The organism is Streptomyces rhizosphaerihabitans, assembly GCF_025399795.1.
Lineage (GTDB): Bacteria > Actinomycetota > Actinomycetes > Streptomycetales > Streptomycetaceae > Streptomyces > Streptomyces rhizosphaerihabitans.
Genome location: NZ_JAODTZ010000026.1, coordinates 97,805 through 114,232, shown reverse-complemented (window position 1 = coordinate 114,232; position 16,428 = coordinate 97,805). Strand labels below are relative to the sequence as shown.

The 16,428-nt window shown below is 72.3% G+C and carries 13 protein-coding genes and 2 pseudogenes; 6 read left to right on the top strand and 9 right to left on the bottom strand.

The annotated features are described in order from the left end of the window. Positions 1-260: 260 nt before the first annotated feature. Both N4G66_RS25090 and N4G66_RS25085 read left to right on the top strand, forming a co-directional pair. A complete protein-coding gene (locus N4G66_RS25090) occupies positions 261-986 on the top strand; it encodes a GntR family transcriptional regulator (RefSeq protein ID WP_261706442.1) in 726 nt (241 codons plus the stop codon). Positions 987-1,000: 14 nt separating this feature from the next. Next, positions 1,001-1,234: pseudogene (locus N4G66_RS25085) on the top strand (alpha/beta fold hydrolase); the annotation flags it as partial. A 108-nt stretch (positions 1,235-1,342) separates the two neighbouring features. Here N4G66_RS25085 and N4G66_RS25080 read toward each other — a convergent pair. Next, on the bottom strand, positions 1,343-2,227 hold the full coding sequence (locus N4G66_RS25080) for a class I SAM-dependent methyltransferase (RefSeq protein ID WP_261706441.1): 885 nt from the start codon (positions 2,225-2,227) through the stop codon (positions 1,343-1,345). Positions 2,228-2,414: 187 nt separating this feature from the next. Between N4G66_RS25080 and N4G66_RS25075 the strand changes: the two genes are divergently transcribed. Next, on the top strand, positions 2,415-4,001 hold the full coding sequence (locus N4G66_RS25075; RefSeq protein ID WP_261706440.1) for an alpha-amylase family glycosyl hydrolase: 1,587 nt from the start codon (positions 2,415-2,417) through the stop codon (positions 3,999-4,001). A 102-nt stretch (positions 4,002-4,103) separates the two neighbouring features. Here N4G66_RS25075 and N4G66_RS25070 read toward each other — a convergent pair whose 3' ends face one another. From N4G66_RS25070 to N4G66_RS25050, 5 genes are all read right to left on the bottom strand, one after another. Further along, the gene (locus tag N4G66_RS25070; RefSeq protein WP_391858878.1) at positions 4,104-5,420 is read right to left on the bottom strand and encodes an RNA polymerase sigma factor; all 1,317 of its coding nucleotides are present in this window, start codon (positions 5,418-5,420) and stop codon (positions 4,104-4,106) included. Continuing rightward, positions 5,417-5,758 carry a YciI family protein gene (locus N4G66_RS25065; protein ID WP_261706439.1) on the bottom strand — a complete coding sequence of 114 codons (342 nt, stop codon included), beginning with the start codon at positions 5,756-5,758 and terminating at the stop codon, positions 5,417-5,419. Before N4G66_RS25065 ends, N4G66_RS25070 begins: the two co-directional genes overlap by 4 nt. Beyond that, positions 5,755-6,504, bottom strand: coding sequence for a nuclear transport factor 2 family protein (locus tag N4G66_RS25060; RefSeq protein WP_261706438.1), 750 nt, complete (start codon positions 6,502-6,504; stop codon positions 5,755-5,757). Before N4G66_RS25060 ends, N4G66_RS25065 begins: the two co-directional genes overlap by 4 nt. A gap of 213 nt (positions 6,505-6,717) precedes the next feature. Further along, complete coding sequence (locus N4G66_RS25055; protein ID WP_261706437.1) at positions 6,718-7,971, bottom strand: cytochrome P450 family protein; 1,254 nt, start codon at positions 7,969-7,971, stop codon at positions 6,718-6,720. Between the two features lie 78 nt (positions 7,972-8,049). Continuing rightward, entirely contained in the window at positions 8,050-8,883 is an 834-nt protein-coding gene (locus N4G66_RS25050) for an alpha/beta fold hydrolase (RefSeq protein WP_261706436.1), read from the bottom strand. A gap of 132 nt (positions 8,884-9,015) precedes the next feature. On the opposite strand from N4G66_RS25050, the gene N4G66_RS25045 reads away from it, so the two are divergent. Further along, positions 9,016-9,465, top strand: a complete 450-nt coding sequence (locus tag N4G66_RS25045; RefSeq protein ID WP_261706435.1) for a MarR family transcriptional regulator — start codon at positions 9,016-9,018, stop codon at positions 9,463-9,465. Positions 9,466-9,592: 127 nt separating this feature from the next. On the opposite strand, the gene N4G66_RS25040 is transcribed toward N4G66_RS25045, so the two are convergent. Then, positions 9,593-10,258 (bottom strand): SDR family NAD(P)-dependent oxidoreductase, encoded by a 666-nt coding sequence (locus N4G66_RS25040; RefSeq protein WP_261706434.1) that lies wholly within the window; start codon positions 10,256-10,258, stop codon positions 9,593-9,595. Between the two features lie 711 nt (positions 10,259-10,969). On the opposite strand from N4G66_RS25040, the gene rho reads away from it, so the two are divergent. Both rho and N4G66_RS25030 read left to right on the top strand, forming a co-directional pair. Continuing rightward, positions 10,970-12,145, top strand: a complete 1,176-nt coding sequence (rho, locus tag N4G66_RS25035; RefSeq protein WP_391858877.1) for a transcription termination factor Rho — start codon at positions 10,970-10,972, stop codon at positions 12,143-12,145. An 89-nt stretch (positions 12,146-12,234) separates the two neighbouring features. Beyond that, a pseudogene (locus N4G66_RS25030) lies at positions 12,235-13,143 on the top strand (serine hydrolase); the annotation flags it as partial. 11 nt (positions 13,144-13,154) lie between these two features. On the opposite strand, the gene N4G66_RS45705 reads toward N4G66_RS25030, so the two are convergent. Then, positions 13,155-14,615 (bottom strand): glycosyltransferase 87 family protein, encoded by a 1,461-nt coding sequence (locus N4G66_RS45705; RefSeq protein WP_315903688.1) that lies wholly within the window; start codon positions 14,613-14,615, stop codon positions 13,155-13,157. Positions 14,616-14,785: 170 nt separating this feature from the next. Beyond that, entirely contained in the window at positions 14,786-16,192 is a 1,407-nt protein-coding gene (gene mptB / locus N4G66_RS25020; RefSeq protein WP_261706431.1) for a polyprenol phosphomannose-dependent alpha 1,6 mannosyltransferase MptB, read from the bottom strand. Between the last annotated feature and the right edge of the window lie 236 nt (positions 16,193-16,428).

The window sequence follows — 16,428 nt, the reverse complement described above, 5'->3', positions numbered from 1 at the left end:
CTCGTGGGCCCGGAAGCGGGGTCTTGGCGGGGTGCGTGATGAGCCGCGCGGGCCCGCGCATCGCAGTCGACCCAAGGGAGTCGGCGCTCGTCGACGCCCCGTGTGGCACGTTCCGGGAGCGGCCCGTGCCGACCGGGGGCGCGGGCTGAAATCGGCCGAAGTACCCGGACACCCTTTCCTGGTGGTTTAGACCAATGCTAGATGTGGTGGCGCACCGAGTCCACACGGCTACGTTTTGTCACCACGCAGGAGGCGCGGACATGGCCCGCACCACCCATCCGTCCGACCACGAACCGCTCTACGCGCGGATCGCCGCGCAACTGCTCGGCGAGCTGCGCGACGGGATCATCCCGCCCGGCGAACGCCTGCCGGGAGAACGTGAGTTGGCCACCCGGTTCGGCGTCAGCCGGGAGACCGTACGGCAGGCGTTGCAGATGCTGCGACGCGACGGTCAGGTCTCCACCGACCGGCGTGGCAGCCATGCGACGCTGTCCGGCACCGGCGCCGAGCACGTCCCGTCGCTCGACTTCCCCGTCGGCGCTCACACCGGCGAACCCGACGGGTGCAGGCGAACCACCGTGACCTGGGAGGCTCCCCCACCGGAACATGCCGAAGCCCTCGGACTCGCCCCGCTGCGGGCGACGTTGGTCCACCGCTACGAGTCGGCCGCCACCGACGGCAGCGGGCTGCGCTCGGCCGTGACCTCCTTCTCCGCGATCGCGGTGACCGAGGTCGAGGAGCTCGCCCGCTACCGCGACCGCGCGGACGGCCACGCCTCGGCACAGCTGTCACGTGCCTACGACTGGATGCGCAAGGCGGGTCTGACCCTGCACCACCGGGACGCGATCACCCGGCTCCCGCAGTCGGTGCGGGTCACCCGGCGCGTTCACGACCAGTACGACCGGCCACTGGAGATCACCGACCTGACCGTGGACGCCCAACAGGACGCACTGGTCTACGAGTTCACGCTCCCGGCGGCCAAGTGAGCTCCCGGGTTCCATTCTCGGAGACCGACTTCGCCGAGGACCTCGCCGAGATCGACGTCCCGACGCTCATCGCGCACGGCAACGGCAACAGCAACGGCAACGACATCGTGCCGATCGCCGCCGCCCTCAAGACGGCCCAGCTGGTCAAGGACGCGGAACTGAAGGTGTATCCGGGCGCACCGCACGGCCTGGTGGGCGAGTCCGAGCGGGCCTTCGACGCCGATCCGCTCGAGTTCGTCCGCGCCTGACGGGCGACCGCCCGCGCGGACATCGGTCTCACGCCCCTCGGTGCGCCGCCGAGGGGCGTGAACCGGCGTCCTCCCCGGACGGGAGAGCCTCCGGAGCCGGCCCGCCCGTCATGCGCCTCCGGCCGACCGTCCCGAGGTGCCCTCGCGCGTGGCCACGACCGAGGTGTCCTCGTCGCGCGTGGCCACGACCATCCGGGCCCGCGGGCTGCCGTCCCGTCGACGGCCGAACTCGGTCAGCGCGTGAAGCTCCGTCCGGAATCCGGCCCGCGCCAGCTCCCGCTCCACGTCGTCGAGCCGGAACGCGCGGTAGTACATGACGAAGGTCGGACGCCGGACGGCGTTGCGCACCCGCATCACCGTGTCGAAGCCCAGCAGGGCCCAGTACCAGGGCGAGCCGGGCCGCGGCGGAGCCATGACCGGGAACGCGAAACGGCCACCGGGACGCAGGACGGCATGGACCCCGGCGAACAGACCAGGCAGTTCGCGCGGCAGAAAGTGCCCGAAGGCACCGAAGCTCACGACCAGGTCGAACGCGGGCGCGAAGGGGAGGGCGCGGGCGTCTCCGCGCACCCAGGCGACCGACGGCGGCCCGTCGTCGCGCCTCGCCGCCGAGGACGGTCCCCCGCCGGCGCACCTCACCGCCGGGGACAGCGAGTCGTCGGCGCACCTCACCGCCGAGGACAGCGAGTCGTCGGCGCCGAACCGCGAGCGTCCGACCGTCAGCATGCCCGTACTGATGTCGACGCCGGTGACGCTCTCCCGGCACAGGTCGCGCAGGACCTCCATGCCCGCGCCGGTACCGCAGCAGAGGTCGAGTCCCGCGCCGAACGGTCCGATCGGCGCGAGGGCCCGGCCCACCGCTTCGAGGATCGCGTCCGGAGTCCGGAACGGCGTGTGGTCGAACTTGGGCGAGAGCAGGTCGTAGCCGTGTTCGATCGACGAGAGGGCCTGTACGGCCAGTTCGCGGAGGGTAGGACCTTGCGGGGTGAACATCTCGCCGAGCTTAGGGGCTGCGGTTCGGATCGGGTCGCAGAGTGCGGAGGGTGCAGAGGGGCGCAAAGGGCGCGGAGGATGCCTGCTCGGCTGGAGTGCCCCCGCGCCCGCGGCATGATTCGAACGACAGTCGAACGGCAGCCTGTGGGGCAGCGGACACCGGGTGCGCTGATCTATCGTCCCGGACATGACCTCGTTCCGCCCCGCCCCCGCCTGGCTGGCCGACGCCGTCTTTTACCAGATCTACCCGCAGTCGTTCGCCGACTCGAACGGCGACGGCATCGGCGACTTCGACGGAATCACCGCACACCTCGACCACCTCGCATGGCTCGGCGTCAACACCGTTTGGCTCAACCCGTGTTTCGTGTCCCCGTTCGGCGACGCCGGATACGACGTCGCCGACTACCTGGACGTCGCTCCCCGCTACGGCTCGTCCGACGACCTCGCCCGCCTCGTCGACGAGGCGGGCCGCCACGGCATCCGTGTTCTCCTCGACCTCGTGGCGGGTCACACCTCCGACCAACACCCCTGGTTCCGCGCCGCGATGGACGATCCGGCCGACGACCGGTACATCTGGGCGCCCGAGGGCTCGCCGGACGGCTTCGTCCCCTCCCCCGGGACGCGCCCGGGGGCGTATCTGCCGAATTTCTTCGCGTTCCAGCCCGCCCTCAACTTCGGTTACGGGCGCACCCATCCGGCCGAACCCTGGCGCGGGCCGGTCGACTCGGAGGGCCCGCGCGCCAACCGCGCCGAACTACGCAGGGTCATGGACCACTGGCTGGGTCTCGGACTGTCCGGCTTCCGTGTGGACATGGCCGCCTCGCTCGTGAAGGACGATCCGGGCAAGAAGGAAACAGCAGCGATCTGGACGGAGTTGCGCCACTGGCTGGACGGCACCCATCCGGACGCCGTGCTGCTCTCGGAGTGGGGCGAACCCGAGGTGTCCGTCCCCGCGGGGTTCCACGCGGACTTCTTCCTCCAGTTCGGCGGCCCCACCGACGGGCTCGCCCTGCGCTCGCTCTGGAGCAACGGCGAGGGCACGGTCAACGAGGCCTGGGACCCGCTCGACTGCTTCTTCGACGCCGAGGGCCGAGGCTCCCCGCGCCCCTTCGTGGAAGCCTGGCGCGGTGCGGCCTCCACGCTCGGTGAGGACGGGTTCATCGCGCTCCCCACCTCCAACCACGACTTCTCGCGGCTCAACTGCGGCCCCCGCACGGCCGGTCAGCTGCCCGCCGCCTTCGCCTTCCAGCTGACCTGGCCGACCCTTCCGGCGATCTACTACGGCGACGAGATCGGCATGCGCCACCTTCCGGGACTTCCCGGGAAGGAGGGCAGCGTGCTGGGACCGCGCTACAACCGCGCTGGTTCCCGTACCCCGATGCAGTGGGACGCCGGCCCCAACGCCGGATTCTCCACGGCTCCCGCCGACCGCCTCTACCTCCCCCTCGACCCGTCCCCGGACCGCCCGACGGTCGCCGCCCAACTGGCCGACGACACCTCGCTCCTTCATCTCGTACGCCGCCTGATCGCGTTGCGCGCCGGCACGCCGGAGCTGGGGCCGGGCGGCTCGGTGGAGGTGGTACACGCCGGGTATCCGTTCGTGTACGTGCGGGGCGGCCGGTACCTCGTCGTGGTCAACCCCCGCCGAGAGCAAGCGAGTTGTCGCTACGACGGCGCCGAGGGCGGCCGCCCGCTGGAAGCCACCGGCATCCGGATCGACGCCGGCACCATCAGCGCGCGGGGATTCGGCTACGGCATCTTCGAACTCGCATAAGGCCCACCGACGTAGGCCCCCCACCGGCCCAGGGCCCCACCGGCGTCGGGGCCCCACCGGCGTCGGGGCCTCCGGCGCAGGGGTCCCACCGACGAAGGGCCCCTACACCGATCGGCACTCCGCGAGCCGCTTCTCCAGAAATCTCCGCTCGGCCGCGTTCTCCACCAGATCGAGTGCCCTCTCGTAGGCCTCGGCGGCCTCCGTCGTGCGTCCGGCCCGGCGCAGCAGGTCCGCGCGGGTGGCGGGCAGCAGGTGGTACGCGTCCAGCTCGCCCTCCCCCTCCAGTTCGGCGACCAGGGCCAGCCCGGCGTCGGTGCCTTCGGCCATGCCCACGGCGACCGCTCGGTTGAGCCGGACCACGGCGGAGGGCACGAAGCGTCGGAGCTCGCCGTAGAGGGCCGCGATGTCGGCCCAGTCCGTCTCCTCGGCCGTGCCCGCGGTGGTGTGGCAGGCCGCGATCGCGGCCTGGATCTGGTACGGGCCCGGGCGCCCGCGGCGCAGGGCGGTCTCCAGCAGTGCGGCACCCTCCTCGGCCTCGGACCTGTCCCAGGCAGTACGGTCCTGGTCCTCCAGGGTCACCAGATCGCCGGAGGCGTCGACGCGCGTTCCGCGCCGGGCGTCGTGCAGCAGCAACAGCGCCAGCAGACCGACGACTTCCGGCTCGTCGGGCATCAGACGGGCCAGGACGCGGGCAAGACGGATCGCCTCGGCGCAGAGGTTCGTGCGCACCAGATCGGCACCGGCCGTGGCGGCGTACCCCTCGTTGAAGAGCAGGTAGAGGACGCCGAGGACGCCCGTGGTGCGTTCGGGCAGGAGGTGCGCGGGCGGTACGCGGTACGGGATGCCCGCGTTGCGGATCTTCCGTTTGGCACGCACCAGCCGCTGCGCCATGGTCGCCTCGGGGACGAGGAAGGCGTGCGCGATCTCGGGAGTGGTCAGCCCGGCCAGGGCACGCAGGGTGAGCGCCACCCGGGCCTCGATGGGCAGCGCCGGGTGGCAGCAGGTGAAGATCAGCCGCAGCCGGTCGTCGCGGACTCCGCTCCCGTCGTCGAATTCCGAGTCGTAACGGCCGTCGCAGGGGTCGTGGGGACCATAGGCGCTGTACGGGTCATAGGTGCCGTACGGGTCGTACGGCTCCTCGTCGCGTGTCGACACCGCCACCTCCCGCAGCTTCTGCGCACCGACCGCCTCCCGGCGCAGCACGTCCAGGGCGCGGTTGCGCGCGGTCGTGGTCAGCCAGGCGCCGGGGCGGCGCGGTACTCCGTCGCGCCGCCACCGGTCGAGTGCCTGGGCGAAGGCGTCCTGCGCGCACTCCTCGGCGAGGTCCCAGTCGCCGGTCACCCGGATCAGGGTGGCGACGACCTGGCCCCACTCCTCGCGGAACGCGGCGGCGACCGCCTCCTCGACTTCGTCGTTCACTCCCAGAGCGGCCGCACCTCCACGGAACCGCCGCCCAGCGCCGCCGGGTGCCGGGACGCGAGCGCGATGGCCTCGTCGAGGTCGGCGACCTCGATGATGTCGATGCCCGCGACGTACTCCTTCGATTCGACGAAGGGGCCGTCGCTGAGCAGGACCTCGTCGCCCTGGACCCGGACGGTGGTGGCGTCGCTCGCAGGTCGTAGCCGGGCGCCGCCCTTCACGAGGTCACGGTCGCGCACCTCTTGGAGGTACGAGGTGAACCGGGGGTCGTCGGCGATCTCCTCGGGACCGGGTTCCTCGCCACCGACCGGCGTGCAGAGGAACAGGGCGTACTTCATGGCCGGAGCTCCCCGGTCCCCGGCATGTCGGCGGGCGACGACGGCACCGACGTGTGCTGATGGACGATCTGCCAGCGGTCGCCGGCCGCGCGGTAGCCCGTGGTGACGCGTGCGGTGGTGTCCAGGGTTCCGCCGTCCACGAGCGGGGCGCGCAGGCGCACCAGGGCATGGCTGAACGCGACGCTCTCGTCGATGCGCAGACGGAAGTCGAGCACCTCGCGGTCGACGGGTCCTGCGAGCGTGGAGAACCACTGCTCCTCCGCCTTGCGCAGGGCGTCGGCGCCACTCCGCTCCAGGCCGCTCACGGGGTGGAAGACCTCGACGTCGGGGGCGTAGCAGGCCATCGCCCGCTCGATGTCACGCTCGCGGACGGCCTCGGTGAGCTCCGCGTCGAGGCGGCGGATCTCCGCTTCGGCGTCCCCGTCGTCCCAGAACGCGCGGACCTCCATGGCGCCGATGGTCGCGACCGGGTGTTTCGCGGCGGCCTCGATCGCCTCCTCCATGTCGGCGCAGTCGAGGATGTCGAAGCCGGCGACGTACTCCTTCGTCTCGGCGAACGGCCCGTCGGTGCGCAGCACTTCGCCGTCGCGCACCCGGACGGTGACCGCCTCGGCGGGCAGCCGGAGCCGGTGACCGTGCAGCCGTACGCCGCGCTCGGCGCCCAGCTCCTCGACCCAGGGTTCGACGGGCGCCATGCCGGAGGCGTCAGCTGTGTCGTCGCCGCAGACCAGCAGCATGTACTTCATGGTTCCTCCCGGTGCTCATGAGCTTCCTACACCCCACCGACGAACGGCGCCGCGGCGAATCGACAGGCCGTGCCGATTTTTGTTCGCGGGTGGCCAGGACACGTGCGGCGAGGCACACGCGGCCGGACCGGTTCACCGGATTCGGGCACGCGTGGGGCCCGGGACGCGAGCCCCGGCCCGGCGCGTCCTCGTACCCGGCCGGGGTACCCGGCGTCAGAGGCGGGAGGCTCCCGGCCGCACGGGAAGGGCCCGGACGCTGTTGCCCACGAAGCTGGCGTGCCGGGTGAGCTCCGCCTCGGACACGGCGAGGTCGAGGTCGGGGAAGCGGGTGAACAGCCGCTCCAGGGCGATGGTGGCCTCCATTCGGGCGAGCGGCGCGCCCAGGCAGTAGTGGGCGCCGTGCCCGAGGGAGAGGTGTCGGACGGCGCCGGGCCGCGCGGCGCGGGTGATGTCGAAGCGGTCGGCGTCGGGACCGTGCGCGGCCCGGTCGCGGCCCGCGGCCGAGTAGCCGGCGAGGACGGGCGTGCCCCGGGGAATGACGGTCCCGTCGACGGTCAGGTCCCGCACCGGGTAGCGGAACGGGAAGTAGCTGACGGGCGCGTCCCACCGCAGGGTCTCCTCGACGACGTCCGCCCAGCTCGACTCGCCCTTCCGGACCGCCTCCAGCTGGTCCCGGTGCCCGCACAACGCGCGTACGGCGTTGGTGATCAGGTTCAGTGTGGTCTCGTGCCCGGCGATGATCATGAGGACCAGGGTGCCGATGAGTTCCTGCTGGCTGAGCCTGTCGCCCTCCTCGTCCCGGGCGGCGATCAGCGCGCTGGTGAGGTCGTCGCCGGGGTTCTCGGCACGCGCGGCGGCGACGGCGCTCAGCACGGCCACCAGTTCGCGGTTCGCGGCGACGGCCTGCTCGGGGCCGATGTCGGTGGCGACGACCTGGTTCGACAGATGGTGGAGCCGGTCGAGGTACTCGGCGTCGACACCGAGGAGTTCGCCGATGACGCCCATCGGCAGCGGGAGCGCGAAGTGCCGGCGCAGGTCGGCCACTCCCCCGCCCTCCTGTGCCGCCGCGTGCAGGCCGTCGAGCAGCCCGGAGGTCAACTCCTCGATGCGGGGACGCAGTTGCTCGACGCGTCGGACGGTGAACGCCTTGCTGACGAGGGATCGCAGCCGCCGGTGGTCGTCACCGTCGGCGGTCGTCATCCCCTGCACGGTGGCGAAGGTCAGCAGCGGCCAGCCGGCGGCTATGTTTCCCTCGCGCAGTGCCGTGAAGTGCTGGGCCCCCTTGGCGACATCAGGGTGCGCGAGGAACTCCTTCAAAGCCTCGTGCCCGAGCACCGCCGCGCCTTCCACCGCGCCGGGCATCACCACCGTCGCGACGGCGCCCCGCGCGAGCAGCCGCTCGTTGTCGGCGTGCGGGCAGCCGCCCGCCGGGTCCATGCGGTGCGGCGTGACGGGCGAGGTGTCCACCGTGTTCTCCTTGCTGCTGGGCCGGGTTGGCGGTCGTACGACACCGTCGGGCGCCGTACGACGATCGATTGTGCCTGCTCAGAGCAGCGTGCGCAGCAGCTCGGCGAAGCCCTTCGGGTGGGTCAGGTTGCCGTTGTGGCCACCGGGGAAGTGGACCGGTCGGGCACCGAGTCCGGCGGCCAGCTCCTCGGCGCAGCGGTAGTCGAACACCTGGGGCGGTGTGGTGCGTCCCGCCGCCGGCACGACACGGACCGGCCCGCCCTTGAGCGCGCCGATCTCGTCCGGCCCGAGTTCGGCCCTGCTCATGGTGAGTGCGTCGTGGTCGATGAAGAACGTGAAGTTCGCCTCCCGGGAGGCGTCCAACGGGACCGTCCTGGCGCCCGGTTCGACTTCCTGGCGTGCCGGGTCGATACCGAGTATCTCGCCGATCCTGCGTACCCCGGCAACCCATCCGTCACGGTGGAAGACCTCCCGCATCTCGTCCAACTCCCGCCGCGCGCGGATCCTTTCGGCGTCGGGCAGCATGCCGGGGATGGCCGGCTCATGGGCGACCAGGACGCTCAGCCGCTCGGGATGCCGCTGGGCGAGGCGGAGTCCGATGACGGCACCCATGCTGCAGCCGAGCATCAGCGCGGGCCCGTCAGCGAGGTGGAGCAGCAGCCGGTGCACGTCGTCCACGTGCTCGTCGAGTGTGGCGCCGCGGGCCGGATCGTCGAGAAGGCTGCGGGACAGACCACGCCGGTCGTACGTGACGACGGTGTACGCGTCGACGAGGTGGTCGACCATCGCGTCGCTGCGGTTGGCGTCGCCCTCACCGCTCTGCGAGACGAGCAACAGGGGTCCGGCACCGCGCACTTCGTAGTAGAGGGTGGCGCCGGGGACTGACAGGTGGCCGGTACGGGTGACATGCATGGCGGGCTCCTCCTGTGGATGAACGCGGACCCCTTTCGGTCCCGCGATGCCGTCGAACGTACTCCATCATTTTTGATGCATCAAGGAAGATGCATTATTTCTGATGCATCTTCCTTGATGTAATCTGCGGCCATGAACGGAGCGGAACTCTTCCTTCTGGGCCGGACCCTGATGAAGATCGGCGAGGAGGCCATCCCCACCGAGGGGGTCGGCCCGCGGTCCACGAGCACCCGGTCCATGCTGATCGTGATGCTCGACGTGTACGCCCACGCCGATACGACGGTCGGCGAGGTCGCCGTCCGTACCGGCCTGCCGCAGAGCGCCGTGTCCGCGTGCGTCGCACGGCTCAAGGAAGCGGGCTCTGTCCTCACCGCGACCGATCCCGCCGACCGCCGCCGCTCACTGATCTGGCGGAACCCGGAGGTCACCGGCCGCCGGGCCGAGGTCGCGGCGAGCCCGGTCGACAAGGCTCTGGGCGCCGCCCTCGGCACCGATGACGGCGCGACCATCGCCGAGACGGTCACCCTGCTGGAACAGCTCGCCGAACGGCTGTCGCCGGACGTCCTCGGTCGCCTGCGCTGACGCCGTACCCGCTCGGCATCCCGCACCGCGAGGCCCGCAGTCGTCCGGGGTAGACCCGGCGGCCGACGGCCGCCCCTCCGCCGTCCTCACCTCGGGCAGGGCTCAGGTCAGGCCCGGCCGAGGAGTGTCAGCCGTCGAGGTCGTCGGCGAAGTGCCGGAATCCGTGGCGGTCCCGGTGCATGCCCCACAGCGCCTCCGCGAGCACGTCCGGGTCCTTCCTCGGATGCCCGGGAACGATCGCGCCGGGAATGATGAGCTGCCCCACGTGGATGCCGTCGCCGGCGAGGGTGTCGTGCAGCAGATGGCCGTACGCGCTCTCGGCGGCGAACGCGATCGAGGTGCCGGCCCGGTCGGCGTGCGGGATCACCGCGCTGCCGCCGTTGACCAGGAGGACGGTGCCGCGGCCGAGCGAGCGCATCCCGGGCAGCACCTGCCGGACGGCGGCGACGGGCCCGTAGACGGAGAGCTCGATCGGGCCGACCATGTCGTCAGGGCGGGTCTCCAGGACCGGCCGCATGAAGTCCGGGGACGGGACCGGACTGTACTGGAGCACCTCGATCGGACTCAGGGCTCCGCACACGGCGTCCAGGGCCGCCGCGAGAGCCTTCGGGTCGCGTACGTCGGCGGCGAAACCGCGTGCCGTGACTCCGACGTCGGCGAGCTCGGCGGCGAGACCGTCCACCCGCTCCTGGCTGCGCGAGACGAGCGCGACGTGGAAGCCCTCGCGGCCGAACCGCCTGGCCACGGCGGCACCGAGACCGGGGCCGGCTCCGACGATGGCGATCGTGGTCATGGTCCTCACCTCGGTGATCCGATCGGGTCGAAAGAACCGGCGAGCCGCTCGAAGGCGGTCTGTTCAGGGTAGGTGCGCCGACGGCGAAGCGACACCGCACGCCCGGAGCGCGGACGCCTCTCTCCCCGAGCGCGGCTACCGCGCACCCGGTGCGCGGACCCGCCGGCGGGGCTCGCCGGTACGCCCTGGCGGTTTTCGGCCGGGGCGGCATCACGGACCGGCCGCCACGGCTCGTGCCCGGTGGCACCGGATCGGCCGATGGCCGCCCGTCGGTCCGGGATCCTTCCCGCCGGACCCGAGCGCGCGGGTTCGACGCCCCCCAACCGCCGAGGCCGGGGGCGAGCAAGCTCCGCTGCGGCACGACCACTTGGGCGCGGCCGGCGCGGCGCGACCGCGCCTTCACCTGCGACGACGGGCCCGCCACCGACGGCGCCACCGAGCGGTCCGCGTGACTGAGACGCGGATCACGGCCGAACCGGTCACATCGGTGGTACTCTCACATCAGCACTCGTGTACGCCTCTTCTTCCAGGCGCCGGTGCCAGTTCCTTTCTCCCGCTGTGACGCCGTCGATTCCGACCGGTGGACCAGCTTCTCGGCACCACCTCCCGAGTACGGCCAGGGATCGCTCCCGTCGTATCCGAGGTGATGTTCCCGCCGCACCGAGGCGCGCCCCGCGCCCTCTCTTCGCGGCCTCCCCCCCTTCCTTGCGCATGCCACATGCATTCCCGTCCGCGAAAGGACATCCCATGACCACCACACTCGAACGCCCCTCTGTACAGCAGCGGCCCCAAACCCAGGTCGCCACCGGTGTCCTCGACATCGACGGCAACGGGAAGGGGCACCTGCGCTCCGCGAACTGCCTGCCCTCGTCCACCGACCTCCAGGTCTCCCCCGCGCTGATCCGCCGTCACGGACTGCGCAAGGGCGACACCGTGGAAGGTGTGCGCGGCGCTTCCCGGATCCTCACCGAGGTCGACCGGATCAACGGCCGTACGCCCGAAGAGCTGCGCCGCCGCCCGCACTTCGGCGACCTCACCCCGCTGCACCCGCGTGACCGGCTCCGGCTGGAACACCCGGCGAGCGGACTGACAGGCCGCGTCGTCGACCTGGTCTCACCGGTCGGCAAGGGCCAGCGCGGTCTGATCGTCGCCCCGCCCAAGACCGGCAAGACGGTGCTGCTCCAGCAGATCGCCGCCGCCGTGGCCGGCAACCACCCCGAATGCCATCTGATGGTGGTGCTGCTCGACGAACGGCCCGAGGAGGTCACCGACATGCGGCGCTCCGTACGCGGCGAGGTCTACGCCTCCACGTTCGACCAGACGCCGAAGCAGCACATCGCGCTCGCCGAGCTCGTCATCGAGCGGGCCAAGCGGCTCGTCGAAGCGGGCCAGGACGTCGTGATCCTGCTCGACTCGCTCACCCGGCTGTGCCGGGCGCACAACAACGCGGCCGCCGCCGGCGGCCGCACCCTCAGCGGCGGTGTCGACGCCGCCGCGCTCCAGGGCCCCAAGCGGCTGTTCGGCGCGGCGCGCCTCGCCGAGGAGGGCGGCTCGCTCACCATCCTCGCCACCGCCCTGGTGGAGACCGGTTCCCGCGCCGACGACTTCTTCTTCGAGGAGCTCAAGGGCACCGGCAACATGGAGCTCCGGCTCGACCGGACCCTGGCCGCCCGGCGCGTCTTCCCCGCGGTCGACATCACCCCCTCCGGTACCCGCCGCGAGGAACTCCTGTTTTCCACCGCCGAGTTGGCCGCCACGCGAGGACTGCGCCGCGTCCTGCGCACGCGGGACGGGCAGGCCGGCCTGGAAACACTCCTGGAGCGGCTGCGCGCCACCCCGGACAACGCCGCCTTCCTGCGCCAGGTTCAGCCCACTCTCCCCTCCTGACCCCCCGCGCCTGCGGCATCCGGGTGCTCGACGCCGCCACTCGGCCCGGCCATCCCGGCGTGTCGCGAGTCCATTCCTACGTTTGCGGTATGACTATCGGATTCTCATTCCGGGCTGCCGCTTCTCGCTCCGCGGTCACGCGTGCCGCCCTCTCCTGCTCCGCCGTCTGCGTGGTCGGTGTGCTGGCCACCGCGCAGAGCCCGGCCGCCGCACTCACCGAAGCCGCCCCCGGGGCGCCGCAGCCGGCCGTGTCGCCACCCTCGTCGCTCTACGAACCAGGGACCCAGGTACGCCCCAGGGCCGGGGCGCCCGAGGTTCCCGAGGACATCTCCGCGCTGTCATGGGTGGTGGCCGACGCCCGCACCGGCGATGTGCTCGCCGCGCACAACGCGCACCGCAGGCTGCCGCCCGCCAGCACCCTCAAGACCCTGTTCGCCCTCACCGTCCTCCCAACGCTGCCCGGCAGCACCCGGCACACCGTCAAGGAGGAGGAGCTGGAGGGCATCGGCGCGGGCAGCAGCATGGTCGGCGTGGCCGAGGGAATCACCTACCGCGTGGCGGACCTGTGGCGCGGCGTCTTCCTCAACTCCGGCAACGACGCCGTGCACGTGCTCGCCGCGATGAACGGCGGCTGGACGAGCACCGCCGCCCAGATGCAGGCCAAGGCCCGCTCTCTCGGCGCCCGCGACACCCACGTCGTATCGCCCGACGGGTACGACACACCCGGGCAGGTCTCGTCGGCGTACGACCTGGCGGTGTTCGGGCGCGCCGGGCTGCGCAACCCCGACTTCGCGCGCTACTGCTCCACCGCCGAGGCGATGTTCCCCGGCGACAGCGGCTCCTCGTACGGGATCCAGAACACCAACCGGCTGCTCACCGGCGCGAACGGGGTGGAGCCGTACCCGGGTCTGATCGGTGTCAAGAACGGCTACACCACGAACGCGGGCAACACCCTGGTCGCCGCCGCCGAGCACGGCACGCGCACCCTCGTCGTCACGGTGATGAACCCTCAGGCGGGCGGCGGGCTGGCCGTGTACGAAGAGGCACGCTCACTGCTCGACTGGGGCTTCGAGGCGGACGGCCTGGTCGATCCCGTGGGAACGCTCGTCGACACACGTGCCGTACCGGCGGCCGGTCCCTCCGCCCCGGCCAGGTCCACCGCACGGCCCGGTCGTGCCGCTCGCCCCGTGGCCACCGCCCGGCCCGTGACCAGCGCACCGGCCGTGGCCGCCGCGCCTCCGGACGACGCGGGACCCGGCTGGTCCGACGCGGCCGAGATCGCGGGCGCGGGCGCGCTGGGCGCCGCGGGCGTCGCTCTCGCCCTGCGGCTCAAGGCGGGCCGGGCCAAACGCGGCTGACCGACGGGCAGCCACAGCAGCAGCCCGAGCGTGATCCACGTATAGGTGTTGCTGCCGAGGAAACCGTCGAGGCCCGACGCGTCGTCGAACCACAGCCACACCACGCTGCTGCACAGCACCGCGTACAGGGCCGCCGCGACCCGCAACCGGCGCCGGTGCAGCAGCACGGCGAAGGACGGCAGCAGCCAGACGAGGTGGTGCACCCAGGTGATCGGGCTGACGAGACAGGCCGCGAGCCCGGTGAGGGCGAAAGCCGCGGTCCAGTCCTCGTCGGCCAGGGCACGCGAGGTCCGCCGCGCCCAGACGCACAGGACCAGCAGGGCCAGTGTCGCCCACAGGGCCCTGTTCGGTTCCTCCGGTGCCACGAGCCGGGCCAGCACACCCTGCAACGACTGGTTGGAGACATAGGCGAGGCGCCCGATGCGGCTCGTGTCCCACAACGCGTCGGTCCAGTAGAAGCGCGAGGCGTCCGGTGCCGCCCAGGCCGCCAGCGCGGTGGCCGCCAGCGCGACGGCCGTGGCGACACCGGCGGCGCGCCAGCGACGGCCGAGCAGCAGCAGTGCGATGAAGAGTGCCGGGGTGAGCTTGATCGCCGCGGCGAGGCCGATGCCGACGCCCGCCCGACGGCCGCGGCCGCTGGACAGCAGCCAGGCGTCGCTCAGCACCAGAGCGAGCAGCACCAGGTTGACCTGGCCGAAGCTGAAGGTGTCACGGACCGGTTCAAACAGCGCCAGCAGACAGGCCGTCAGGGCGAAACCGAACCAGCCGTAGCGGCGCAGTGCGGGGCCGACCAGGATGCCCACCACGGAGGCCAGGGCGGCGACGTTGAACAGCAGCCCGACGGCGATCGCCGTGCTCAGCCCGACCAGTGCCATCGGCAGCATGCCGACGGCCGCGAACGGCGGATAGGTGAAGCCGTACGTCGTTCCCGGCACCCGGTAGTCGTAGACACTGCCGCCGTGGTGGACCCAGGTGTCGACCGCCCCGTAGTACACGCGCAGGTCGAACCAGTCGCGCAGCAGCGGCACGGTGGCCGTGAACACCCCGACGACGACGGCCAGTCCGAGGACGAGCAGGAGCCGCCGACGATCGGTGCTCAGCAGTGCCGCCATGCCACTGGGACCCTGCCTGCCGCCGAGACCCTGTCTGCCGCTCGGCACCTTCACGCCCGTCGTCCCCCTCGTCGTGCTCGTCGTGCTCGTCGTGCTCGTCGTGCTCGTCGTGCTCGTCGTGCTCGTCGCCGTCGTACCGCTCGGGCCCGGTCCGTTCTTCGTGTCCCCCGTCATGCCGTCCGCTCCAGTCCCGGTGACGGCGGCTGCGCCGCCTGGTGGGCCTGCCAGAGCACGACGACGGCGAGCACGCCCCCGGAGACGGCGAGGATCACCTGTCCGGCGTCCGCCGGCGACCCGCTCGGCAGCACCGCGAGCGCGAGCACCGCGCTGGCGGCGGCGACCCTGCTCCGCACCGAACCGGTGGGCGCCGCCGCCGCGATGAGGAACAGGCCCCACAGTGCGTACCAGGGCCGGACGGCCGGGCCGAACACCGCCACCGCGGCGAGGCTCAGGCCGAGCGCGTAGACCGGGTGCGGGCGCAGCCGCAGCCATATGAAGAGCAGCAGGCCCACCGTCGCCACGAGCCCGGCCGCGTGCCAGGCGGGCATCGCGAGCGGCGCGAGTCCGCTGCCGAGCTTCTGGAGCAGGGCGCCGGTGGCGCGCCCGAGGACGCTGGTGGGTGACCAGTTGTGCGGCGAGACAGGGGTCTTCAGGGCGGCTATCCAGCCGTATCCCGTACCGGCCACCGCCGTCGCGGCGACCGTCGTCGCGACCGCGACCACCACGGTCGTCACGGTGGCCCGCGCGATCCCCCGGCGCCCCTGCCCGCGCCCGCGCAGCGCGATCACCGCCACCAGGCCGAGCACGGCGGGCGCCTTGACGAGTGCGGCGAGGGTGACCAGGACGATGCCCACGACGGGCCATCGGCCGCGCGCGGCCACCAGGCCGACACCCAGCAGACCGAGCATGATGGCGTCGTTGTGAGCGCCGGCCACCAGGTGCAGCAGGACCAACGGGTTGAGCGCGCCCAGCCAGAGCGCGGCGGCCGGATCGGCGCCGCTGTGCCGGGCGAGGCGGGGCAGGGCCGCCGCCATCAGAGCGACGCCGAGCAGCGCGACCATGCGCATACCGAAGAGTCCGGCCGGTATCTCCCCGCGGGTCAGCGCCGACAGGCCGCGGGCGACGGCGAGGAAGACCGGCCCGTACGGTGTCGTCGTCTGCTGCCACACGGGCGCCACCTCGTCGGCTAGCGGGCCGCCGAGTTGCGCGGGCCCGTACACGTACACGTCGATGTGGGCGTCGACCATGGCGCCCTGCGCGAGATAGCTGTAGACGTCCCGGCTGAACAGCGGTGGCGCGAGCAGCAGCGGCGCCGCCCAGGTGGCCAGAACGAGCAACAGGGAACGCGGGGCCGGCGGTTCGGGGCCGCGTACGACGGTGCCCAGCAGCGCCCACGCGGCTATCAGCAGAACAACGCCGAAGTACACCCCGACCAGGCCCAGTACGGCCCGCCCCGACTCGGGGGCGAGGAGGTCGCGCGCGGGCAGGGCCCCCGCGGTCTCGCCGCCCAGCGCGAGGAAGGCGGTACCGGCCAGGCCCAGAGCCTGGCAGCGGCGGAGATCGACGGGAAAAGCCATGGCCAACACTCCGCAAGCGTGTCAACGCCGGGTGGCCGGAAGGCGACGCGGCACTCTCCTGACGGGGTCCGGCACGTGACCGCCGTGTGGTGGACACGAAATCCGGGGGTGTCGGGGCAGCGGCGAGCGCCGTGCCACCAGCACGGGCCTTGCGATCGGCGCGGGCCGGGCAGTCGGCGCGGGCCTGATCATCAGCCCGCGCCGGATGGTCGGCGCGCATCAGGCGATCGTCGCGG